Genomic DNA, 22981 nt, shown 5'->3' on the forward strand with positions numbered 1-22981 from the left:
TCATGTCACCGGCCCAGCTCGCACCACCCTCGTCCGGCCCCTCCCCCAACCCGATGTGTCGAGAGGCTCCACCATGCCCCTGCACAGCTCCCCCGGGCGCGCCCGCGCCGCCGCCCTGACAGCGGTCCTCAGCTGTCTGATCGCCCTGCTCAGCGCCTTCGCCGTGGCCCCGGCCGCGCAGGCCACCGGCGTCACCGGTCCGATCACCGGCCTGGCCGGCAAGTGCCTGGACGACTCCGGCTCCGGTACCGCCGACGGCAACCAGATCATCCTGTGGACCTGCTCCGGCGGCGCCAACCAGAGCTGGAACCTGCCGGGCGACGGCACCGTCCGCACCCTCGGCAAGTGCCTGGACGCCACCGCCGGCGGCACCACCGCGGGCACCTACGCCGACCTGTACACCTGCAACGGCCAGGCCCGCCAGCAGTGGGCGGTGCGCGGCACCACCCTGGTCAACCCGGTCTCCGGCCTGTGCCTGGACGTCTACGGCGGCAGCTCCACCGACGGCACCCGGATCGACCTGTGGACCTGCGGCAGCAACCAGGCCAACCAGCAGTGGACCGTCCCGTCCGCCGGCTCCACCACCAGCGGCAACCTGCTGGTCGACCCGGACGCCGAGTCCGTCGCGATCTGCTCCCCCAACGGCCTGGACGGCATGACGGTCCCCGGCTGGACGATCACCAGCGGCATGCCGAACATGGTCTGCTACGGCGCCGCCGGCGGCTACCCCAGCTCCAGCACCCCAGGCCCGACCAACCGCGGCACCGCGTTCTTCGCCGGCGGCGGCACCGGCAACTCCGGTCTCTCGCAGAGCGTTGACGTCTCCTCGGCGGCGAGCTCGATCGACACCGGCGCGGTCGGCTACAACCTCTCCGGCTGGCTGGGCGGCTACGCCGCGCAGAACGACCGGGTGGGCCTGAACACCCTTCCTGAGCGCCACCGGCGCCACCCTGTCCAGCGTCCAGATCGCCCCGGTGACCAGCACCGACCGCGGCCTGACCACCGAACTGCTGCAGCGCACCGCGACCGGCAAGCTGCCGGCCGGCACCCGCTCGATCAAGGTGGACCTGGCCTTCACCTGGACCGCCGGCAACACCACCGACGGCTACGCCGACAACCTCTCGCTCACCCTCACCACCGCGCTGCCGACCCCGGTGCTGACCGCGCCGGCCAACCTGGTCCCCGGCTACGACCACGTCTTCCTGGTCTACATGGAGAACGAGGACTACTCGGGCATCATCGGCAACACCTCGCAGGCCCCGTACATCAACAGCCTGCTCCCCCGAGCCTCCTCGCTGACCAAGTCGTACGCCACCACCCACCCGAGCGACCCGAACTACGTGGCGCTGGCCGGCGGCGGCCTGTACGGCCTGACCGACAACAGCGTCTCGACCACCACCATCAACGCCCCGCACCTGGGCAACTCGGTGGAGCAGGCGGGCAAGACCTGGAAGGAGTACCTGGACGGCGCCAACGGCAACTGCGACACCGCCGGCCACGGCTACTACGCCCCGGACGACGCGCCGTTCTACTACTTCCAGAACATGAAGAGCAACGCCGCCTACTGCCAGGCCCACATGCAGCCGCTCACCCAGATGGCGACCGACCTGCAGTCCACCGCGACCACCCCGAACTTCGCCTGGTTCGCCGCGGACGACTGCAACGACATGGAGGCCTGCGGGGTCACCGCCGGTGACAACTGGCTCAAGCAGACCCTGCCGACCATCCTCAACTCCCCGGCCTGGACCACCCAGCGCTCGCTGCTGATCCTCACCTGGGACGAGGGGGCCACCAAGGCCTACGGCCCGAGCTACCCCAACCAGGTGCCGACCCTGCTGCTCGGCTCGCAGAACAGCGTCAAGCCCGGCTACCAGTCGAACCAGCGCACCGACCAGTACGGCCTGCTGCGCACCGTCGACGGCGCACTCGGCCTGAACCCGCTGACCAACAACGACCGCTACGCGGCCACGGTCAACGACGCCTGGCAGTAACCGCTCCCGGCTAGCCCACGGGGCCCACGGGGCGTCCGGCTTCGGCCGGGCGTCCCGTTCGCGGTTCCCGCAGCTCGCAGACCACCGCCCAGACCACCGAGACCAGCGGCACCGCCACCACCGCCCCGATCACCCCGGCCAGGATGCCGCCCGCGATCACCGACAGCGCCACCACCACCGGGTGGATCCGCACCGCCCAGCTCATCACCAAGGGGTGCAGCACGTGCCCCTCGATCTGCCCGATCACCACGATCAGGCCGAGCACGATCACCGCCGTCACCGGACCGCGCGCCGCCAGCGCCACCACCGCCGCGATCACCATCGCGATCGGCGAGCCGATCAGCGGGATCAGGGTGGCGAAGAACTCCAGCGCCACCAACGGCAGCACCAGCGGGACCCGCAGCACCAGCAGCGCGATCCCCACCAGCACGGCGTTGCTGGCGGCCACGATGCCGATCCCCCGGGTGTAGCCGGCGAAGGTCCGCCAGGCGGCCTGCCCGGCCCGACCGACCGTGCCGCGCGAGCCGGCTGGCAGCTGGCGCTGCACCCAGGACCACATCCGGTCACCCGAGTGGATGAAGAAGATCGAGCAGAACAGCGACAGGAAAGCACCGGTGGCGATCTCCACCACCTTGCCGGCCTGGTTCACCGCCGTGTTGATCAGGCTGGCCCGGTGGCTGGACAGGTAGGAACTGAGCTTGTTCTGCAGCTGGGCCGCCGAAGCCGGACGGACGTGGAACGGCGCGCCCTCCAGCCAGCGCTCGATCCGCCCGACACCGCCGCGGAACTCGTTCACCAGGCTGTCCCACTCGCTGGCCACCGATTCGCCGATCAGCGCCAGCACCCCCGCCACCAGCAGCACCGCGCCGAGCACGGTCACCGCGACCGCCGGCACCCGGGGCAGCCGGCGGGCCAGCAGATCCGCCACCGGCCGCAGTACCGAGGTGACCACCAGCGCGACGAAGACCGCCACCACCGGCAGCACCAGCCGCCCGAGCATCACCAGCACCACGTAGAGCGCCAGGGCCAGCACCAGCAGCCGCCACGCGTACCCCGCGGTCCGCTGCAACCCCGCCGCCACCGGCCGCAGCTGCGGCCGCTGGACCGGTCGCCGCACCGAGGGCCGGGCGGCTCGTCTGCGGTTCACGCGGCCATCGGGGTGCTGAGGGTGTCCATCCCCTCAGTCTGCCGCCGCCCGGCCCGCCCGGCACTCTGCCGCGCTGGCCGGGCGGACCGGCCGGGTGACGCTACGGCAGCGGGGTGGGCGCCGCCAGGTAGGACTGAGTGCGGGTCACCCAGTAGCCGAAGTCGCCCGGACCGGTCTGGTTGGTCCCGACCATCTCGGGGACACCGTAGGTCGCGCTGCCGGTTCCCGCGCCGAACAGGATCGCGACGACGTCCGCCGCGGCCGACGCTTGGCAGTTGATACGATGGCAGCAATGGACTAGACCTGTCGAACAGTCAAGTACCCTGACTGGCGCCGGCTTTCCTCAGTCGGCCGTCGCGTGGACAAAGCCCGCCAGTGGCGGAGCGCGCGCAGGCTACCGGCTTCGACGGGCCAGTGCGGCTTCGGCGGCGTCGAGGATGCTGTCGAAGGAGCGGATGATCATCGGCCGCACCAGGAGCCGGGTGAGGAAGGCTCCGACCAACGGCATCCGCATCTCGGCGCGGGTGATCCAGCACACCCGGGTGCCGCCGTCGACCTCGGTGAACGCCATCCGGCCGAGTTCGTGCCTGGACGGCGGCAGACTGCGTTCGACCACGTACTCGGTGACGTACGGCGGGTCGTAGCGGGTGATCCGCTCCTTGAGCCAGCCGATCAGCCAGAGGTGCCGGCGCACCGCACCGACGCCGTAGGGTGCGCCCTCGCCGCGCCGGGCCAGGCGGCAGCGCAGCACCAGGGGCGAGCGCGTGTAGTTGGTGGTCGTGGTGAGCCAGGCGAACACCTCCTCGATCGGGGCGTCGATGGTGCGCTCGACGGTCATGGTTTCCATGGCTGGTCTCCTCTGTCCAGTGGGTGAGCCGCGACCGCACGGTCCGGCTCCCTTTGCTGCCCATCGAGACACTCGGCAGCGGCGGACTGTGACAACCCGTCGATGTGATTCGGCCCACCCTCGCCGGATCCCTTGACGAACCAGGGCGCGGCGGGCGGCGGCGCCACCCCCGACTACTGACGCCCGGTCAGCACCAGCGCCGGGCGCTCAGCCCTCGGCATCCGGCTCGGCCGCGCCGAACAGATCCAGGGTCGCGGTCAACTGCTCCAGCGAGGTCCGCAGTTCGCGGCCCTTCGCCGCGGTCAGCCCGGACGCCGCCGCGATCTGGCGGGGCACCTGCTCGGCTGCCGCCCGCAGGGCCACGCCCTCGGGGGTGAGCCGGACGATCACCGAGCGCTCGTCCTGGGCGCTGCGCTCGCGCAGCACCAGGCCGGCCGCGTCCAGCCGCTTCAGCAGCGGGGAGAGCGTCCCGGAGTCGAGCCTCAGCAGTTCGCCCAGCCGCTTGACCGGCTGCTCGCCGTGCTCCCAGAGGGTGAGCATCACCAGGTACTGCGGGTAGGTCAGGCCGAGGTCCTGCAGCAGGCGGCGGTAGACCCGGTCGAAGGAGCGGGCGGCGGCGTGCACGGCGAAGCAGACCTGGAGGTCGAGCTGGAGCAGGTCCAGGTCGGCGGTGCCGCGGTCCGCACCGGTCGCGGTCGGCTGCGGGCGGCTCGGGTTCACAGGTGCCATGCACCAAGGATACAACTCGATCACCCACCACTGGATAGTCAGCCATTCAATTGCGCACAACTGAATCACGTGTCATGATGAGTGAGCGGTCGAACCCAGCCGGCCGACCGGGCAACCGCCTGGTGATCGACGGACGAAGGACATTTCCGATGGATGCGCTCTACACCGCTGTCGCCACTGCCAACGGCCGAGAGGGCCGCACGGTGAGTTCGGACGGCCGGCTCGACCTGCAGCTCGCCTTCCCGGCCGCGCTCGGCGGCAACGGCGAGGGCACCAACCCCGAGCAGCTCTTCGCCGCCGGCTACGCGGCCTGCTTCGCCAGCGCGCTCGGCGCGGTCGGCCGGGCCGCGAAGATCGACACCAAGGACGCCTCGGTCACCGCCGAGGTCGGCATCGGCAAGGACACCGACGGCGGCTTCGGCCTCACCGTCACCCTGCGGGTCGAGCTGCCGGACAGCCTCCAGGGCGAGGCGGGCCACCAGCTGGTCGAGCAGGCGCACGCGTACTGCCCGTACTCCAAGGCCACCCGCGGCAACATCCCGGTCACCCTCGTCGTCGAGTAAGTAGCCCGGGCAAGCCGGGCAGGCCGCGCCGCCGCCAACCGTGAGGGAGTCACCTCACGAGTGGCGGCGGCGCGGCGTCGTCGTCACACCGAGCCGACGGCCACCCGCGCGTAGTGCTCCGGGTGCCCCTCCACGTGCAGCTGCGGGAGCCGGCGGTCCAGCCAGGCCGGCAGCCACCAGTTGCGGGCGCCCAGCAGCTGCATCACGGCCGGCACCAGCAGCAGCCGCACCAGGGTCGCGTCGATCAGGATGGCCGAGCCCATGCCGACCCCGATGATCTTGATGGCGATCTCCGGCGCCGGCACGAAGGCCGCGAAGACCGCGACCATGATGGCCGCCGCCGCGGTGATCACCCGGGCGGTGCTGGCCAGGCCGGAGACGATCGCCCCGCCGTGGTCCCGCGACGCCAACCAGGCCTCGCGCATCCGGCTGACCAGGAAGACCTCGTAGTCCATCGAGAGGCCGAACAGCACCGCGAAGGTCAGCACCGGCACGAAGGCCGGCAGCGGGGTCGGGTTGTCGATCCCGATCAGCTTGCCGAACGCCCCACCGCGCAGCGCGAGCGCGACCACGCCGTAGGAGGCCGCGACCGAGAGCAGGTTCATCACGGCCGCCTTGAGCGCGACGGCCAGGCTGCGGAAGGCGACCAGGAGCAGCAGCATCGAGACCGCGACCACGCCGCCGACCAGCAGCGGCAGCCGGCGCACGATGTTGGCCGTGCTGTCGATGGAGGAGGCGGTGACCCCGCCCACGTGCACCCGCAGCCCGGAGGCGGGGATCACCTGCTCGCGCAGGTCGCGGACCAGCTGCTCGGTGGCGGCGGCCTGCGGCCCGCTGGCCGGGACCACCGAGAGCACCACCGAAGTCCCGGACGGGCTGCGCCGCTCGGGCGCCACCGTCGCGACGCCGGGCGTGGCCCGCACCTTCGCGGCCAGTGCGGACAGCGCCGCGTCCGACGGTCCGTCAGGCAGCTCGGCGACCAGCAGCAGCGGCCCGTTGGCGCCGGGACCGAAGCCGGTGGCGACGGTGTCGTAGGCCATCCGGTTCGACCGGCCCGCCGGGTCGTTGCCCGCGTCCGGCAGCCCGAACCGCACGCCCAGGAAGGGCGCGGCCAGCGCGAGCAGCACCAGCGCCCCGGCCAGCGTGGCGAGCACCCGGTAACGCTCGACCAGCCGGCTCCAGCGCAGCCAGCCGGGGCTGACCTCGTTGGCGGCCCGCGCGGTACCCCGGCGGGGCAGCGGCAGCCGCAGCCGGTCGATGTGTCGTCCCAGGTAGCCGAGCAGGGCCGGGAAGAGGGTGCCGGCGGCGATCAGCACCACCAGCACCGAGGAGATCGCCGCGAAGGCCGCGCCGCGCATGAAGGAGAGCCCCATGGCGAACAGTCCGAGCATGCTGATCACCACGGTGAGGCCGGCGACCAGCACGGATCGCCCGGCGGTGTCCAGGGTGGCGACGGTGGCCGCCTCGAGGTCCAGCCCCTCGGCCCGCCACTCGCGGAACCGGGTGACCAGCAGCAGCACGTAGTCGATCCCGACGCCGATGCCCATCATCGCGGCCAGCGAGGTGGACCAGTCCGGCACCGGCATGACCGTGGCGAGGACCGGCAGCAGCAGGCCGCTCACCGCCAGACCGGCGAGCGCGGTCAGCAGCGGCAGGCCGGCGGCCACCACGGAGCCGAAGGTGAGCAGCAGGATCACGGCGGCAGCGGCCATCCCGATGCCCTCGGAGCCGATCGCGCCTTGCTCGGCCTGCTGCACCGCCATGCCGCCGAGGTGGACGGTGAGTCCGTCGTGGGCCTGGCCGGCCAGGTCGAGCAGCCGGTGGGTGTCGGCCTTGGGCATCTCGGAGGCGTTGGCGACGTCGAGGTGCAGCCGGCCGACGGCGGTCCGCTGGTCGGCCGAGACCAGGCCGGTCTGCGCCGGGCCCTCCACCGCGCTGACGTGCGCCACCTGGGCCATCCGCTGCAGCAGCGCCTCGGCCTGGGACTGCGCGGCCGCTCCGGTCACGCCGCTGTCGGAGTGCAGCACCACGGTGACCATCTCGCCGGACTGGCCGGGGAAGTCACGGGCCAACAGGTCCTGGGCGATCCGGGAGTCCGAGCCGGGCGCGGTGTAGTCGGCGCTGTACTTCCCGCCGAAGGCGGCGCCGAGCGCGGCCGCGAGGCCGAGCGCCAGCAGCCAGACCAGCACGGTGCGGCCGCGGTGGCGGAAGCTCCAGCCGGCTATTCGGCCCAGCGGCCCCGGCCGGTGGTCGGCCGGCGGATCCGTGGGCGTGCCGCGCTCGCCGAGCAGCACCTGGGACATCGGAAGCCTCCGAAACGGCGGTAGTGAGAAGTCATGGCGCGCAACATCTATGAGGTGACGTCACCTCTGTCAACGCACTGTGCCGAGTCTCACAGCACCCGGGTGCGGGAACCTGCCGCTGCTCTTCGGCTACGCCCTGCCGGGTGGTCGGGTCAGCTGCCCGTCGTCCCCCGCGCCCGGTAGCACAGTTCCGGCCGCCCCACCTGCCCGTAGCGCGGCTCGCGGACCGCCAGTCCGGCGTCCACCAGGTGCTCGAGGTAGCGCCGCGCGGTGATCCGGGAGACTCCGGCGGCGGCGCCCGCTGCTGCCGCCGAGAGGCTGCCGTCGGCGGCGCGCAGTACGCGGGCGATGGCGTCCAGGGTGGGGACGCTCAGGCCCTTGGGCAGCACGGAGCGTTCGGCGGTGCGCAGCACGGCGAAGGCCTGGTCGACCTCGGCCTGGCCGGTGGCCTCGCCGGAGCGGTCCAGGGTCTCGCGGTAGCGGGCGTAGCGTTCCAGGCGTTCGTAGAGGGTGGCCGCGCTGAACGGCTTGAGCAGGTACTGCACCACACCCGCCGAGACCGCCTGACGGACCGTCGCCAGTTCGCGGGCGGAGGTGACCGCCATGATGTCGGTGCCGTGGCCGGCGGACCGCAGCCGACCGCAGAGCTGCAGGCCGTGGCCGTCGGGCAGGTGCAGGTCGAGCAGCACCAGGTCGACGGGCGTGCCGTCGGCTCGCGCGCGGTCCAGGAAGCGCAGCGCCGCACCGGCCGAGTGGACGGTGCCGGCCGCGCGGAAGCCGGGAGCGCGGTTGACGTAGAGGGTGTGCGCGTCGGCCGCCACCGGGTCGTCCTCCACCACCAGGACCTCGATCATCGCCGCACCTCCAGGACGGGCCGCCGCAGCGGCAACCGCACGGTGAGCACCGCGCCGCGCTCCCGGCCCACCTCGACCGTGCCGCCGCCGCGCCGGGCGGCCTGCGCGACCAGGGCCAGCCCGAGGCCGTGGCCGGCCCGTTCCTTGGTGGACCAGCCGCGCCGGAACACCTCGCCGACCGCGTCGGGGGCGATCCCGGCGCCGGTGTCGGCGACCCGCAGCAGCAGTTCTTCGCCGTCGATCCGCGCGGTGACCACCACCTCGGGCGGGCCGGCGCTGTGCGCGGCGTTGGCGAGTGCCGCGTCCAACGCGTTGTCGATCAGGTTGCCGAGGATGGTCACCAGGTCGCGGGCCGACAGCGCGGCCGGCAGGACCCCGTCGTCGATCCGGCTGTCCTCGGTGAGGGTGAACTCCACCCCGCTCTCGGCGGCTTCTGCGGCCTTGCCCAGCAGCAGTGCGGCCAGCACCGGCTCGCCGACCGCCGCGACCACCCGGTCGGTGAGCCGCTGGGCCAGCGCGAGTTCGGTGGTGGCGAACTCCACGGCCTCGCGGTGGCGCCCGAGTTCCACCAGCGAGACGACGGCGTGCAGCCGGTTCGCGGCCTCGTGCGCCTGCGCGGCGAGCGCCTCGCCGAAGCCCCGCGCACTGTCCAACTCGCCGCTGAGCGCTTGCAGTTCGGTGTGGTCGCGGAGCGTCACCACGGAGCCGAGACCGGCTCCGATGGCGGAGGTGTTGACCACCAGCACCCGGTCGTCGGTGAGGTGGATCTCGTCGTGCACCGGCTCGGTGGAGAGCACCGCCCGGGTCAGCGACTCCGGCAGGCCGAGCTCGGCGAACGGGCGTCCGGCCCGGTCCTCGCGGACGCTCAGCAGCTCGCGCGCCGCGTCGTTGCAGAGCACCAGCCGCCCGGCCGGGTCGAGCAGGATCAGCCCCTCGCGGACCGAGTGCAGGGTGGCCTGGTGGTAGTCGTACAGGTGGCTCAGTTCGGCGGCGCCCATCCCGTGGGTGTGCCGGCGCAGCCGCGCGTTGGCCAGGTAGGTGCCGACCGCGCCCAGGGCCAGCGCGGCGAGCGCCACCGCGACCAGCGCCAGCAGCGGCCCTTGCAGGCCCTGGCTGATCGACTGGACCGTGATGCCCGAGCTGACCAGCGCGATCACCGTGCCCTGGTCGTCCAGGACCGGGGTGACCGCCCGGACCGAGGGGCCGAGGGTGCCGGTGTAGGTCTCGGTGAAGGTGTGCCCGTGCAGCGCGGGCTCGATGGTGCCCAGGAACGGCTGGCCGATCCGCGAGGCGTCCGGGTGCGCCCAGCGGATACCGTGGGTGTCCATCACGGTGATGAAGTCGACGCCGGCGTCCGCCCGGATCCGCTCCGCGTACGGTTGCAGCACCGCCGAGGGGTTGGGGCCGAGCGCGGCCTGACGGACCGTCGGGGAGTCCGCCACCATCCTGGCCACGGCGACCACCTGGCGCCGGGCGGTGTCGTCGGCCCGCTGGGCGGTGGCCAGGTAGGCCAGCACCGCCCCGCCGGCCACCACGGCGGCGACGATCACCACCTGCACCACGAAGAGCTGCCCGGCCAGACTGCGCAGCAGGCGGCGCGGCAGTGGCAGTGGCGGCAGTGGGCGCATCGGCATGTCGGACAGTGTGCCTCAGCCTCGGGCGATGAACTCTATGAACGTAAACGTGACGGCCATCACCCGGTCGGCCGATAGTCAGAGCTCCCCACCCAGGCCGCCCCACCCAGGCGGCTGTCCCGCCCGGCAAAGGAGCCGACCATGCCACCCATGCCCGCCACCGCGCCCAGGAGAGCAGCCGACCGCACCCAGTACCTCTACCTCGCGGTACTGGCGGCCGTCGTGGCCGGCATCGTGCTGGGCTTCGCCGCTCCGGGCTTCGCGGTCCAGCTGAAGCCGGTCGGGACCGGGTTCGTCAACCTGATCAAGATGATGATCAGCCCGGTGATCTTCTGCACCATCGTGCTGGGCGTCGGCTCGGTCAGCAAGGCCGCCAAGGTCGGCAAGGTCGGCGGCCTGGCCCTGGGCTACTTCCTGCTGATGTCCACCGTCGCGCTGGGCCTGGGCCTGGTGGTCGGCAACCTGCTGGAGCCCGGCTCCGGCCTGCACCTGACCCAGGCGCTGGCCAAGGCCGGCCACGCCCAGGCGGCGGCCGGCGGCGCCACCCACACCACCGACTTCCTGCTCGGGATCATCCCGACCACCCTGGTCTCCGCGCTGACCCAGGGTCAGGTGCTGCAGACCCTGCTGGTCGCGCTGCTCACCGGCTTCGCCCTGCAGGCCATGGGCCCGGCCGGCGCCCCGGTGCTGCGCGGCGTCGAGCACCTGCAGAAGCTGGTCTTCCGGATCATGTCGATGATCATGTGGGTGGCCCCGATCGGCGCCTTCGGCGCGATGGCGGCCCTGGTCGGCGCCACCGGCGTGGCCGCGCTGAAGAGCCTCGCGGTGATCATGCTCGGCTTCTACCTCACCTGCGCGGTCTTCGTGCTGCTGGTGCTCGGCCTGCTGCTGCGCCTGGTGACCGGGATCAACGTGTTCGCCCTGCTGCGCTACCTGGGCCGCGAGTTCCTGCTGATCCTCTCCACCTCCTCCTCGGAGAGCGCGCTGCCGCGCCTGATCGCCAAGATGGAGCACCTCGGCGTCAGCCGCCCCGTGGTCGGCATCACCGTGCCCACCGGCTACAGCTTCAACCTGGACGGCACCGCGATCTACCTGACCATGGCCTCGATCTTCATCTCGCAGGCGATGGACAAGCCGCTCTCGCTCGGGCAGCAGCTCTCGCTGCTGGTGTTCATGGTGATCGCCAGCAAGGGCGCGGCCGGCGTCACCGGTGCCGGGCTCGCCACCCTGGCCGGCGGCCTGCAGTCGCACCGCCCCGAGCTGGTGGACGGGGTCGGCCTGATCGTCGGGATCGACCGCTTCATGTCCGAGGCCCGCGCGCTCACCAACTTCGCCGGCAACGCGGTGGCCACCGTGCTGATCGGCCACTGGACCAAGGAGCTGGACCACGACCGCAGCCGCCTGGTGCTGGCCGGGCAGCTGCCCTTCGACGAGTCCCTGCTCGCGGACGCCGCCCCGACCCCGAGCATCCCGGCCCAGGCCACCGGCCCGGCTGTCGGCAGCCCGTCCTAGCCCGACTGTCAGCAGCCCGTCCTAGCCTGGGAGGCATGGCCGAACTCCCGCCCGCCCGCCATCTGATGCGTGCCAAAGACCTCGCCGACGCCCGCTACGCCGAACCCCTCGGCGTAGCGGACCTCGCGGCAGCGGCCGGCCTCTCACCGGCGCACTTCAGCCGGGCCTTCCGCCGCGCCTTCGGCGAGTCCCCGCACGTCTACCTGCTCACCCGGCGGCTGGAGCGGGCGGCCACCCTGCTGCGCACCACCGACCGGCCGATCACCGAGATCTGCCTGTCGGTCGGCCTGAACAGCCTCGGCTCCTTCACCACCAGCTTCACCCGGATGTTCGGCCGCTCCCCCGCCGCCTACCGGGCCGCCTACCCGCCCGCCGCCTCCTACGCGCTGGTCCCGGCCTGCGTGCTGCGCGCCTACGGGCGTCCGCAACACCGCACGTTTCGAGAAGACGGGACGGAGAGCGACGCCATAGGTTGACGGTACGGCTTCCGGCCGGGGGGAACGGACCTCCGGAGGCGCCCAAGGGACAAGCAGGAGAAGGACGATGACGATCAAGATTGCCAACGCTCAGCTGTGGGTGCACGACCAGGAGGTGGCGCTGGACTTCTACGTCAACAAGGTCGGCTTCGAGGTGCGTGCGGACGTGACGCTGCCCGAGATGGGTGACTTCCGCTGGCTCACCGTCGGCCCGGTCGGCCAGCCCGACGTCTCGATCACGCTGATGGCGGTCCCCGGCGCCCCGGTCATGGACGACCAGACCCGCGAGCAGGTGCTGGACCTGACCGGCAAGGGCTTCGCCGGCACCGTCTTCCTCACCACCGACGACTGCGACGCCGCCTACACCGAGCTGTCGGCGCGCGGTGTCGAGTTCATCGAGAAGCCGGAGGACCGCCCCTACGGCCGGGACGCCGGCTTCCGCGACCCGTCCGGCAACCACCTGCGGCTGACCGAGCTGCGCGAGGACCTCGGCCTCTGAGCCGTCGCAGCCGGCACAGCACTGCGGGCGGCCGCCCCGGGCTCAGCCCCCGGCGGCCGCCCGCACGGCCTCCAGCACCGGCTCCGCACCGCCGATCAGCTCCAGGGTGTGCCCTGCCGTACCGGGCTCGGCCAGCAGCGCGGCCAGCACCGCCGCCACGTCGTCCCGGCTCACCGCCCCACGACCGGTCCGCTCGGCCAGCCGCACCAGCCCGGTCCCCTGGTCGTCGGTCAGCATCCCGGGCCGCAGGACCGTCCAGTCCAGCCCGCTGCGGGCCCGGACGTCCTCGTCCGCCGCGCCCTTGGCCCGCAGGTACGCCCCGAACTGCGGGTTCGCCCCGTCCGGCGCCTGCGCGTCCGCGCCCATCGACGAGATCACCAGGAACCGCCGCACCCCCGCCGCCTCGGCCGCGTCCGCGAACAGCGCACAGGCCCCACGGTCCACGGTCTCCTTGCGCGCCACCCCGCTGCCGGGCCCGGCCCCGGCCGCGAAGACCGCCGCATCGGCCCCCGCCAGCCGCCGCGCCACCTCCTCCACCGAGGCCGACTCCAGATCGAGGACCACCGGCTCGGCCCCCGCCGCCACCAGGTCCCCCGCCTGCTCCGGCCGCCGGATCACCCCCGCGACCTCCTCCCCCCGCGCCGCCAGCAACCGCTCCAACCGCAGCGCAATCTGACCGTGCCCACCCGCAATGACAGTCCGCATGCCCGCGATGCTAATCCGCACGCCCCCACCCCCGTCGCGCGCCGCACCGGGCGCGCCGCGCACCGGAAACCGTTGGCTCCCGCCCGCCCCGCACTGGCATGCTGACCGCGTGGAGACAACCCGAATCGAAAAGCCGGAGATCTGGCTCACCGTCGCCCCTGAACTGCATGTCTTCGTCGCGGCGGCGCAGCGGGCCGGGCGCTCGGCGGTGAAGGTGGACGGGATGTCCACGCTCGGGCACGTGGTGGAGTCGCTCGGGATGCCGCTCACCGAGGTGGGGGAGCTGCTGGTGGACGGGCGGCCGGTGGCCACCGGGCACATTCCCGCGCGGGGCGAGGAGGTCGCGGTGCGCGGGGTGACCAGGCCGCAGCGGTTGCCCGGGCCGCCGCGGTTCCTGCTGGACGTGCACCTGGGCACGCTGGCCCGCCGGCTGCGGCTGCTCGGCGTGGACGCCGCGTACGAGAACCTCGACATCGGCGACGCCGCGCTGGCCACCCGCTCGGCCGCCGAGCAGCGGGTGATGCTCTCGCGCGACCGCGGGCTGCTGCGGCGGCGCGAGCTGTGGGCGGGCGCCTACATCTACAGCCACCGCCCGGCCGAGCAGCTCAAGGACGTGCTGTCCCGGTTCGCGCCCGCGCTCAAGCCGTGGACCAGGTGCACCGCCTGCAACGGCGAGCTGCGCGAGGCCGCCAAGGAGAGCGTGCAGGAGCAGCTCGCGGACGGCACCGAGCGCTCCTACGACGCCTTCGCGCGGTGCGCGGACTGCGGCCAGGTGTACTGGCGCGGCGCGCACCACGCCCGGTTGGACGAGATCGTCGAGGAGGCGCTGCGCGAGTACGCGTAGCGCCGGTGGTGGGGCCCGTCCGGCCCGAGCTCAGTCCGTCGTCGGCTCGCTCGTCGGCGGCTGGGGCGGACGCGCCGTCGACTGCCTGAGCGCGTCCAGGATCGCCAGGCCCTGGCCGACGATCCCGGTGGCGACCTGGGCGACGCCCTCGCTGCCGTTGAGGATCGTCAGGTTGGAGCCCGCGATGCCCTGCGCGGCCGCCTCGACCAGGGCCGGCAGGTTCTCCACCACCCGGTTGGCGGCGATCAGCTCCTGCGCGCCGCCGCGCAGCGACTCGGCCCGCACGGTGTTGGCGGCGGCCTGCGCCTCGGCGGTGGTCCGCTCGGCGTAGGCCGCGGCCTCCGCCCGCACCTTCGCCGCCTGGGCCTCCGCGGTGGCCAGTGTGGTGCGCCGGTAGGCCTCGCCCTCGGCCTCGAACTTCGCCCGGTCGCGCTGCGCCTCGGCCAGCGTGCGCTGCCGGTAGGCCTCCGCGTCGGCGGGGCGGCGGACCTCCGCCTCCAACCGCTGGGCGGCCAGGTCGGCCTGACGGCGGGCCAGCGAGGTCTGCTCCTCGATGACCTCCTGGGTGGCCCGCGCCTCGGCCAGCGGTCCGGCCTGCGCGGCCTTGGCGTTGGCCTGCTCGGTCTCGGCGACGAAGCCGGCCCGTTTGATCGCGGTGTCCCGCTCGTACTGCGCCTTCAGTGCGGCCGCCTCCTGTTCCCGTTCGGCGGCCTCCTGGTCGGCACGGGCCTGGGCGATCCGGGCCTGGCTGGCGACGGCCGCGGCGTGCGGGGCGGCGAGGTTGGTGATGTAGCCGGTGGCGTCCTCGATCTCCTGGATCTGCAGCGCGTCGACCACGATGCCCAGCTTCTCCATCTCGGTGTGGCTGCCGGCCTTCACCTCCTGGGCCACCCGGTCCCGCTCGCGGATGATCTGTTCCACCGTCAGACCGCCGATGATGGACCGCAGATGGCCGGCGAAGATCCGCCCGACCAGCTCCTCCATCCGGCGCTGTTCGGTCAGGAACCGGCGCGCCGCGTTGGCGATGGAGACCGTGTCGTCGCCGACCTTGAAGACGGTCACCGCCCGCACGGTCAGCCGGATGCCCTGCTGGGTGACGCAGTCCTCGGCGATCTCGGCCTCGCGCAGGGCCAGCGACAGCATGCGTGCCTTCTGCTTGATCGGCATCACGAAGCTGCCGTGCCCGGTGACGATCCGGAACTGCGTGTCCTGGGCCTGACGCTTCGATCCGGAGATCAGCAGTGCCTCGTTCGGCGCGGGGACGTACCAGAACAACATCTCGGAGCTCCTAGGATTCGGGGAACGGGACGACGACGACCGAGCGGGCCGAGGTGTGCTCCACCACCATCACCAGGGTGTGCCGGGCGATCGGCTGGTCGGCCCAGGCCGCGAAGGCCTCACTGCCGCCGCGCACGGGTACCAGCACCTCGCCCGGTCCGTCGGCCGGGATCGAGACGGTCACCCGGCCGATCGTGCCGACCGGGCTCTGGTCCGCGTCGCCCGGCACACCCATGAAGGTCACCCGCTCTCCGGCCCGGCGGCGTCAATGGCCGTACCTCTCAGTCCAATCTAACGACCGGGAGCGGGAAAGGAGCCGACCTGTGCGGGGGCGCTTCGGCGCGCCGCCGAACCCGGCACCCCGTGGCGTGCCAGCCTGGCGCCAGCACGCCGGCGAGCACCCCCGAACCACCAGCCGCCCCCGATGCCACCCCCGAACCACCCCGAACCACCCAGGAGGCCCGGATGCCCGAGGTCAAGCCCATCCCGGACGGCTATCCGCGCGTCTCGCCGTACCTCTTCGTGGACGGCGCGGCGGCGGCGATCGAGTTCTACACCTCGGTCCTCGGCGCCCGGCAGCGCGGCGACCGGATGACCGGCCCGGACGGGCGGATCGGCCACGCGGAACTGCAGCTCGGCGACTCGGTGCTGATGCTGGCCGACGAGTTCCCGGCCGTCGGCGCGGTGGGCCCGAAGACCGTCGGCGGCTCGCCGGTCCTGCTCAACGTCTACGTCGAGGACGTGGACGCCGTCTTCGCCCGCGCGCTGGCCGCCGGCGCGAAGGAACTGCGGCCGCTGGCCGACCAGTTCTACGGTGACCGGTCGGGCAGCTTCGAGGATCCGTGGGGCCACCGGTGGTCCGTGGCCACCCATGTGGAGGACGTGTCGCCACAGGAGATGGCGGCCCGGGCCAAGGCCGCGATGGGCGGCAGCTGACGCCGTGCCCCCGCAGCGAGCGACCCGCCCGCACATGCCGGGCTACGGCATCCTGCCGGCCGAGCAGGGCAGTGGGCTGCTGCCCTGGTTCTGGGCCGAGCGCCGGCTGGCGGACTCGCACGAGTACTGGGTCTGCAGCGTGCGGCCCGACGGACGTCCGCACGCCATGCCGGTCTGGGGTGTCTGGCTGCGCGACGCGCTCTGGTTCAGCAGCAGCCGCCAGTCGCGCAAGTACCGCAACCTCGCCGCCGCCCCCGCCTGCACCGTGACCACCGACAACCCGCACCAGCCGGTGGTGCTCGACGGGCACGCCGAGGCGGTCACCGACCCGGTCACGATCGGCGTCTTCCTGGAGGCGCTGAACGCGAAGTACGCCACCGCCTACGGACTGGACTTCCTCGACCCCGCGGTGAACGCCACCCTGCGGGTCACCCCCGACTCCGTCTTCGCCCTCAACGACGAGGACTTCACCGGCTCGCCCACCCGCTGGACCTTCGGCGATTAGCGCGCACCCTCCGGGATACTGCGGAGCGTGCGTATCCTCCTGGCCACCGCCGGCTCGCGCGGTGACGTGGCCCCGTACACCGGACTCGGCGTCCGGCTGCAGCAGGCCGGCCACCAGGTGACCATCGCGACCCACGAGGGGTTCGGCGGGCTGGTCCGGGCGGCCGGGCTCGGGTTCCGGGCGCTGCCGGTGGACCCGCGGGCCGAGCTGGCCTCGGCCGGCGGGCAGCGGCTGCTGCAGGCCGGCAGCGGGCCCCGCGCGGTGTTCGAACTGCTGCGCCTGGGACGGGCGTTCATGCCGGCGCTCGGCGACGGGCTGCTGCGCGCCGCCGAACAGGGCACCGACCTGCTGCTGTTGTCCAGTACCGCCGCGCCACTGGGGCAACCGGTGGCCGAGGCGCTGGGCCTGCCCTGTCTCGGCGTCTTCCTCCAACCCCTCGCGCCCTCCGGCGAGTTCCCGCCCGTGGTGGCCGGTCCGCGCTCGCTCGGGCGGCTCGGCAACCGGCTCGCGGGGCACGCCGCGCAGGCCGCGCTGGACCGCCTCTTCGCCCCCGCCGTCCACCAGCTGCGCCGCCGGCTCGGCCTGCCGCGCCACCGCCGGTCACCCGCGCTGCGCACCCTGCACGGCTTCTCCCCCACCGTGCTGCCGCGCCCGGCCGACTGGCACCCCGACCTGACCGTGACCGGCTACTGGTGGCCCGCGCCGACCCTCGACTGGCAGCCGCCGCCGCAGCTGACCGACTTCCTGCAGGCCGGCCCGCCCCCGGTCCTGGTGGGGTTCGGCAGCCTGGTCGCCGACGCCGAGCGGCTCGGCGCCACCGTCGGCTCCGCGCTCCGGGCGGCCCGGGTGCGGGCCATCGTGCAGACGGGCTGGACCGGTCTGCAGGTCACCGGTGGCGGGGCAGCGGACGACGTGCTGATGATGGACGAGCTGCCGCACGACTGGCTCTTCCCGCAGCTGGCCGCCGTGGTCCACCACGCCGGCGCGGGCACCACCGCGGCGGGCCTGCGGGCCGGCATCCCGGTGGTGCCGGTCCCGGCCCAGCTGGACGCGCCGTTCTGGTCGGCCCGGCTGACCGCACTCGGCGTCACCCCCGGTCCGGTGCCGCTGCGCACACTGACCGCCGAGCGCCTGGCAGCCGCCCTGCGCCACGCGGTGCGCGAGCCCGGCTACCGGGACCGGGCCCGCGCGGTGGCCGACCGGATCGCCTGCGAGGACGGCGCGGCGGGCGTGCTGCGCGCGGTGGAACAGATCGGCTAAATCCGCCGATTGGGGTCTACACTGGTCATACACCAGACACAGGAGAGAGCCGCACCGCCGATGGAGACGTCCACGGCCGTCCGAGCGACTCCCTTGTCGTGGGCCTGGCTAGGCCCCCGGCAGGTCCACTCGATAGTGCAGTCCCGCGCGACGGCCAGGATGCACGAAACCGAGGTCGTGACCTACCGGGGACTGTCGTGTCCGGCGCCGCCCGGCTCCGGCGGCAGCTCCTGCTCGGTCCAGATGGTCTTCCCCGACACCGTGTACCGGCTCCCCCAGCGACTGGTCAGCTGCGCCACCAGGTAGAGCCCGCGCCCGCCCTCATCGGTCAACCGCGCCCGGCGCATCCGCGGCTGGGTGCTGCTGCCGTCGGACACCTCGCAGGTCAGCGCGTCGGCCCGGATCAGTCGCACCGTCACCGGGCCACCGGCGTACCGGATCGCGTTGGTGACCAGCTCGCTCAGCACCAGTTCGGTGGTGAAGGCCAGCTCGGCCAAGCCCCAGGCGGCGAGCTGCGCGGTGGCGTCCTCGCGCACCTTGGCCACCGCGGCCGGGTCCGGTTCGACCGACCAGACGGCGGTGTCGGCGGCCGGCACCGTCTTGGTGCGGGCCAGCAGCAGCGTCACGTCGTCCTGCAGCCGGGTCGGCGGCAGGTCGGCCACCAACTGCTGCCCGGCCGCCCGCAGCGATCCCTGCCCGGCGCTCACCAGGGCCAGCCGGCGCAGCAGTTCGGCCATCCCCGCGTCGATGTCGCCCTCACCGCGCTCGATCAGCCCGTCGGTGTACAGGGCGAGCACGCTGCCCTCGGGCAGCTCGACCCGGACCGACTCGAACGGCAGGCCGCCGACGCCGAGCGGCGGCCCGGGTGCGACCGGCAGGAAGTCGGCGGTGCCGTCGGGGTAGGCGACGGCGGGCGGTGGATGTCCGGCGCTGGCCACCGTGCAGACCCGGGCGACCGGATCGTAGACGGCGTACAGGCAGGTGCCGCCGAAGGTGCTCGGCTCGGGACGGCCCGGTCGGGCCGGCCGCGCCTTCGACGCGTACTCGGAGGCCGCGACCGAGGCACTGCCGGCGCCGAACTCCGCGTCCAGGTCGATGTCCGCGACCAGCGCCGACTCCACCAGCAGCTGCGCCACCAGGTCGTCCAGGTGCACCAGCAGTTCGTCTGGCTCCAGGTCCAGGTCGGCCAGGGTGCGTACGGCGGTGCGCAGCCGTCCCATGGTCGCGGAGGCGTGCAGCCCGTGGCCGGTGACATCGCCGACCACCAACGCCACCCGGGCCGAGGAGAGCGGGATGACGTCGAACCAGTCGCCGCCGACCCCGCCGACGGTGTCGGTGGGCAGGTAGACGCTGGCAGTGGAGACGGCGGCGACCGAGCGCACGGCCGGCGGCAGCAGACTGCGCTGCAGGCCGATCGCGGCCCGGTGCTCGCGGGCGTAGCGGCGGGCGTTGTCCAGTCCGAGCGCGGCGCGGGCGCCGATCTCGCGCATCAGCGCCCGGTCCTCCTCCTCGTAGGTGTCCTTCCAGCGGTCGCGGCGGGCGGTGATCCGGCCGAGCAGCAGACCGCGGGCGTTCAGCGGGACGGTGATCGTCCAAGCCTCGGCCGGGTCCTCGGGTCCGGTGTCGCCGGCCGGGCCGACCAGCACCGGGTCCCCGGGGGCGGGCACCGCCTCGGGCGGGCCGGCGACGGCGGTGCGGCGCAGCAGCAGGCGGCCGTCGGCGTCCGGAACCGGCTCGGCACCGGTGAAGACGGCGGCGGCGATCTCCACCACGGCCACGTCGGCGAAGCCGTCGGCCAGCGCGTCCGCCAGGTGCTGGGCGTTCTCGGTGATCGAGAGGGTGTGGCCGGCGGCGGCGGTGACCTCGTGCAGCAGGGCCAGCCGGCGGCGGGCCCGGTACTGCTCGGTGATGTCGGTGAACAGCACCGTCGCGCCGATCACCGTGCCGTCGGCGGCCTGCAGTCGGAAGGCGGAGAGCGCCATCATCCGGCCGCTGCGCGGGTCGACCAGGGTGCGGGCCAGCTCCTCGGCCAGCACCAGCGGGCGGCCGGTCCGCAGCACCTCGCGCAGGTGGGACTCCAGGGCCTCGGCGTCCTGCGGCTGGAGGAAGTCGCCGAGCCGGCCGCCCGGCAGCGAGCTCGGCACGCCCGAGTAGGGCAGCAGGTGGGTGTTGGTGCGGACGATCCGCAGCTGCTCGTCGAAGACCGCCAGGCCGATCCGGTCCTGCAGGAAGAGCTCCCGGGTGAAGGCCTCGTCCTGGCGCCAGCGGTCGGCGGTGTCGGCTGGTGCGCCGAGCACCACGAAGCGGGCGGCGTGCCGGTTGCCGGGGGCCGCGCCGCGAAGCGTGAGGATTCTGACCTCCAGGTCGAGCGGGCTGTCGCCGCCGGTGCGCACGGTGGCCCGGCCGGCCCAACCGAGACCGGGTTCACCCTCGCCGTCGACGCCGCCCTCGGTCGGCTCGATCAGCAGCTCGCGCACCCGCCGACCGCGCAGCGTGCTCGCGGGGAGGGCGAGCAGCTGCTCGGCTGCGGCCGTGCAGTCCAGGATCCTGCCGCCGCCATCGACCAGCACCCCTGCCACGCCGTCGAGGAACGGGAAGCGGGAGTCGTCCAAATCGTCCACCTCGCCCGGTCATGCCCTGTCCTCATCCTGTACCGGGCGGCCGCCGTCGGCGGTGCGGCGCTCCGGGAGGGGGCGAAGTTCGGCCGACCTGATCCTTCGACCGGCCCGATCGCTCTCAGTGACCGCCCGCGTCCAGCAGCTCGACGTCCGCGATGTTGCGCTCGATCTCGGCGGCGGGCAGCGAGACGGCCAGCGCCCAGTAGTAGACGGCCAGCGAGAAGCCGGCGATCACCGCGATGTCCCACCAGAGCGGCAGGTTCCCGGTCGCGCCCTCGCCGAACTGGCCCTGCCAGGAGAGGACGCCCATTCCGGCCAGGTAGACCGGCAGCCACTGCCCGGCCCGGAAGTCCATCCGGGGCGCCCGGGGCAGCCCCTTGGACCTGGCGTAGGCGGCGTAGGAGCCGAGCAGCAGGTAGCCGATCAGGATCGAGGCGCCGAGCCGCCACAGGGTGTCCCAGCCGGCCCAGTAGATCACCAGGTTGGCCACCACGAAGGCGATCGGCGAGATGATCTGACCGGCCGGCAGGTGGTAGGAGCGCTCCATGGCCGGGAAGCGCTTGCGCAGGACGCCGAAGGCGAGCGGCGCGCCCGCGTACATCAGCACCACGGCGGAGGTGATGAAGCTGACCAGCTTCTGCCAGCTGGGGAACGGCAGGAAGCAGAGCACCCCGGCCACCCAGGCGATCAGCAGGCCGAGCCAGGGCACCGCACGCCGGTCGGTGGCCTGCATCGACTCGGGTGCGTAGCCGTTGCGGCTCAGCCCGTAGGTGATCCGCGAGCTGGAGGTGACGTAGATCAGGCCGGTGCCCGCAGGCGAGATGATCGCGTCGATGTAGAGCACCGAGGCCAGCCAGCCCAGGCCGATCAGCGTGGCGAGGCCGGCGAAGGGGCCGCTGATTCCGGTGTACGTCAGCTGGTCCCAGCCGCCGGAGAAGGTGTTGGCCGGCAGTGCGCCGATGAACACCACCTGCAGCAGGATGTAGATCAGGCTGCCGATCAGCACCGAGCCGAGCACCGCACGCGGGATGTCCCGGCGCGGGTGGGTGCTCTCCCCGGCCCACTGGATGGCCTGCTCGAAGCCGAGCAGCGCGAAGATCACCCCGCTGGTGCTGATCGCCGCGAGCACGCCGCGGGCGCCGAACGGCGCGAAGCCCTGGCTGCTGAAGTTGGACCCGTGGAACTCCTTGATGCCGAAGACCAGGATGGTCAGCACCGGGACCGCGATCTTCCACCAGGTGGCCGCGTTGTTGGTGCGCGCCAGCCACCTGACTCCGAAGAAGTTGATCGCCACGAAGACCGCCAGCAGCGCGGCCGCGACGACGAAGCCGGAGGCGGTCAGCGTCTGGTCCTTGGCGTGGAGCAGCCCGTCGGCCCAGGTCCAGTGCTGGGCATAGCCGATCATCGCCTGCACCTCGATGGGCGCGATGGTGGCGGCCTGCAGCCAGGTGAACCAGCCGAAGGACATCCCCGCGAAGCCGCCGAAGGCGTAGTGCGGGTAGCGGGCGGTGCCGCCGGCCACCGGGAAGAGGCCGCCCAGCTCGGCGTGCACCAGGGCGAGCAGCACGATGGCGACCGTGCCGATGCCCCAGGAGAGCAGGGCCGCCGGGCCGGCCGCCTTGGCGGCCTTCTCGGCGCCGAAGAGCCAGCCGGAGCCGATGATCGCGCCGACCGAGGCGAACAGCAGACCGACCAGGCCGACCTCCCGCCGCAGCGCGTGCTTCGGGGAGCTGCGTTGGGTCCCGGCAGCGGGTGACGCCATGGCTGCGGCCTCTCTCATGAACGAACAGGGCTTGTCCGACGCTGCCTCAGCTCACGCGGCCCGCGCACGCCGCGCGCCGGTGGCGGTCACCCGTGATCAGCCGTCCGGCGCAATAGTCCGACTCCCCGTCGACTCCCCGTCGGCTCCCCGTCGGCTCCCCGCCGACTCCCGGCCGACTCCCGACCGTGTCCCAATCAGTCCGTAGTCGTAGGACCAGCGAGGCTTCTGTGATTCTGGCGTGACGTGTGCGATGCGGGGTTGTTATCGAGGTGATGATCCGTCTAGTCTCCCTGCAACCCGCCACAGCGGGCACCCGAACGCGGTACGCCGAGTCCTGCCCACCGCGCTTTCCGGGACCACGACGACACCTCTGGGCAGGGGCGGGGGACCCAGGTTCAGTGCCGTCTCCCACGGCTTGGGGTGAAGCCGCCCGCCGGATCCGATCCGCGCGGGTGGCCGGGCCAACCTCCCGGTCCGAACCCGACAGCTCACCTCGCAGGCGTGCGGAGAGGGACGTT

General features: G+C 73.1%; 21 protein-coding genes, 1 pseudogene and 1 riboswitch. Of the genes and pseudogenes, 10 read left to right on the plus strand and 12 right to left on the minus strand.

The window, feature by feature from the left end:
- Positions 1-73 precede the first annotated feature (73 nt).
- A pseudogene (locus BR98_RS42470) lies at positions 74-517 on the plus strand (ricin-type beta-trefoil lectin domain protein); the annotation flags it as partial.
- Here BR98_RS42470 and BR98_RS04895 read toward each other — a convergent pair.
- A complete protein-coding gene (locus tag BR98_RS04895) occupies positions 484-690 on the minus strand; it encodes a hypothetical protein (protein WP_157537403.1) in 207 nt (68 codons plus the stop codon). The pseudogene BR98_RS42470 and the gene BR98_RS04895 overlap by 34 nt on opposite strands.
- A 284-nt stretch (positions 691-974) precedes the next feature.
- On the opposite strand from BR98_RS04895, the gene BR98_RS04900 reads away from it, so the two are divergent.
- Positions 975-1991 (plus strand): alkaline phosphatase family protein, encoded by a 1017-nt coding sequence (locus BR98_RS04900; RefSeq protein WP_035840461.1) that lies wholly within the window; start codon positions 975-977, stop codon positions 1989-1991.
- Positions 1992-2001: 10 nt separating this feature from the next.
- Here the strand turns inward: BR98_RS04900 and BR98_RS04905 are convergent, their stop codons facing one another.
- The 3 genes from BR98_RS04905 to BR98_RS04915 form a co-directional block, all read right to left on the minus strand.
- On the minus strand, positions 2002-3138 hold the full coding sequence (locus BR98_RS04905) for an AI-2E family transporter (protein ID WP_407639416.1): 1137 nt from the start codon (positions 3136-3138) through the stop codon (positions 2002-2004).
- A 394-nt stretch (positions 3139-3532) separates the two neighbouring features.
- Positions 3533-3985: an SRPBCC family protein gene (locus tag BR98_RS04910; protein ID WP_035840466.1), complete on the minus strand. Its 453-nt coding sequence runs from the start codon at positions 3983-3985 to the stop codon at positions 3533-3535.
- A 207-nt stretch (positions 3986-4192) separates the two neighbouring features.
- Complete coding sequence (locus BR98_RS04915; RefSeq protein ID WP_083975990.1) at positions 4193-4714, minus strand: MarR family winged helix-turn-helix transcriptional regulator; 522 nt, start codon at positions 4712-4714, stop codon at positions 4193-4195.
- Positions 4715-4863: 149 nt separating this feature from the next.
- On the opposite strand from BR98_RS04915, the gene BR98_RS04920 reads away from it, so the two are divergent.
- Positions 4864-5277: an organic hydroperoxide resistance protein gene (locus tag BR98_RS04920; RefSeq protein WP_035840469.1), complete on the plus strand. Its 414-nt coding sequence runs from the start codon at positions 4864-4866 to the stop codon at positions 5275-5277.
- A gap of 83 nt (positions 5278-5360) precedes the next feature.
- Here the strand turns inward: BR98_RS04920 and BR98_RS04925 are convergent, their stop codons facing one another.
- The 3 genes from BR98_RS04925 to BR98_RS04935 all read right to left on the minus strand — a co-directional run bounded on the left by BR98_RS04925 (position 5361) and on the right by BR98_RS04935 (position 10068).
- Positions 5361-7580 (minus strand): MMPL family transporter, encoded by a 2220-nt coding sequence (locus BR98_RS04925; protein ID WP_051969311.1) that lies wholly within the window; start codon positions 7578-7580, stop codon positions 5361-5363.
- Between the two features lie 152 nt (positions 7581-7732).
- A complete protein-coding gene (locus BR98_RS04930) occupies positions 7733-8434 on the minus strand; it encodes a response regulator (RefSeq protein WP_035840471.1) in 702 nt (233 codons plus the stop codon).
- Positions 8431-10068, minus strand: coding sequence for a sensor histidine kinase (locus BR98_RS04935; RefSeq protein ID WP_407639417.1), 1638 nt, complete (start codon positions 10066-10068; stop codon positions 8431-8433). Before BR98_RS04935 ends, BR98_RS04930 begins: the two co-directional genes overlap by 4 nt.
- A gap of 141 nt (positions 10069-10209) precedes the next feature.
- Between BR98_RS04935 and BR98_RS04940 the strand changes: the two genes are divergently transcribed.
- The 3 genes from BR98_RS04940 to BR98_RS04950 all read left to right on the plus strand — a co-directional run bounded on the left by BR98_RS04940 (position 10210) and on the right by BR98_RS04950 (position 12555).
- Complete coding sequence (locus BR98_RS04940) at positions 10210-11580, plus strand: cation:dicarboxylate symporter family transporter (RefSeq protein WP_407639418.1); 1371 nt, start codon at positions 10210-10212, stop codon at positions 11578-11580.
- A 35-nt stretch (positions 11581-11615) separates the two neighbouring features.
- Positions 11616-12056 carry a helix-turn-helix transcriptional regulator gene (locus BR98_RS04945; RefSeq protein WP_035840481.1) on the plus strand — a complete coding sequence of 147 codons (441 nt, stop codon included), beginning with the start codon at positions 11616-11618 and terminating at the stop codon, positions 12054-12056.
- 67 nt (positions 12057-12123) lie between these two features.
- On the plus strand, positions 12124-12555 hold the full coding sequence (locus BR98_RS04950; RefSeq protein WP_035840485.1) for a VOC family protein: 432 nt from the start codon (positions 12124-12126) through the stop codon (positions 12553-12555).
- A 42-nt stretch (positions 12556-12597) separates the two neighbouring features.
- On the opposite strand, the gene BR98_RS04955 is transcribed toward BR98_RS04950, so the two are convergent.
- On the minus strand, positions 12598-13260 hold the full coding sequence (locus tag BR98_RS04955) for an NAD(P)H-binding protein (protein ID WP_035842996.1): 663 nt from the start codon (positions 13258-13260) through the stop codon (positions 12598-12600).
- A 124-nt stretch (positions 13261-13384) separates the two neighbouring features.
- Between BR98_RS04955 and BR98_RS04960 the strand changes: the two genes are divergently transcribed.
- The gene (locus tag BR98_RS04960) at positions 13385-14104 is read left to right on the plus strand and encodes a Mut7-C RNAse domain-containing protein (protein WP_035842998.1); all 720 of its coding nucleotides are present in this window, start codon (positions 13385-13387) and stop codon (positions 14102-14104) included.
- A gap of 30 nt (positions 14105-14134) precedes the next feature.
- Here BR98_RS04960 and BR98_RS04965 read toward each other — a convergent pair whose 3' ends face one another.
- Together BR98_RS04965 and BR98_RS04970 are read right to left on the minus strand one after the other, a co-directional pair.
- A complete protein-coding gene (locus BR98_RS04965; protein WP_051969312.1) occupies positions 14135-15382 on the minus strand; it encodes an SPFH domain-containing protein in 1248 nt (415 codons plus the stop codon).
- 10 nt (positions 15383-15392) lie between these two features.
- Entirely contained in the window at positions 15393-15626 is a 234-nt protein-coding gene (locus tag BR98_RS04970) for a hypothetical protein (RefSeq protein ID WP_083975992.1), read from the minus strand.
- Positions 15627-15847: 221 nt separating this feature from the next.
- On the opposite strand from BR98_RS04970, the gene BR98_RS04975 reads away from it, so the two are divergent.
- The 3 genes from BR98_RS04975 to BR98_RS04985 are packed head-to-tail and all read left to right on the plus strand — an operon-like array spanning position 15848 to position 18083.
- Positions 15848-16318, plus strand: a complete 471-nt coding sequence (locus BR98_RS04975) for a VOC family protein (protein WP_035840487.1) — start codon at positions 15848-15850, stop codon at positions 16316-16318.
- Positions 16319-16322: 4 nt separating this feature from the next.
- A complete protein-coding gene (locus tag BR98_RS04980; RefSeq protein ID WP_035840489.1) occupies positions 16323-16823 on the plus strand; it encodes a pyridoxamine 5'-phosphate oxidase family protein in 501 nt (166 codons plus the stop codon).
- A gap of 27 nt (positions 16824-16850) precedes the next feature.
- On the plus strand, positions 16851-18083 hold the full coding sequence (locus BR98_RS04985; protein WP_035840491.1) for a glycosyltransferase: 1233 nt from the start codon (positions 16851-16853) through the stop codon (positions 18081-18083).
- A 182-nt stretch (positions 18084-18265) separates the two neighbouring features.
- Here BR98_RS04985 and BR98_RS04990 read toward each other — a convergent pair whose 3' ends face one another.
- Positions 18266-20704, minus strand: coding sequence for a SpoIIE family protein phosphatase (locus BR98_RS04990; protein WP_051969314.1), 2439 nt, complete (start codon positions 20702-20704; stop codon positions 18266-18268).
- A 115-nt stretch (positions 20705-20819) separates the two neighbouring features.
- Complete coding sequence (locus BR98_RS04995; protein WP_051969315.1) at positions 20820-22463, minus strand: APC family permease; 1644 nt, start codon at positions 22461-22463, stop codon at positions 20820-20822.
- 349 nt (positions 22464-22812) lie between these two features.
- Positions 22813-22981: riboswitch (cyclic di-AMP (ydaO/yuaA leader) on the plus strand.

The sequence above is a fragment of the Kitasatospora azatica KCTC 9699 genome, from assembly GCF_000744785.1.
GTDB lineage: Bacteria > Actinomycetota > Actinomycetes > Streptomycetales > Streptomycetaceae > Kitasatospora > Kitasatospora azatica.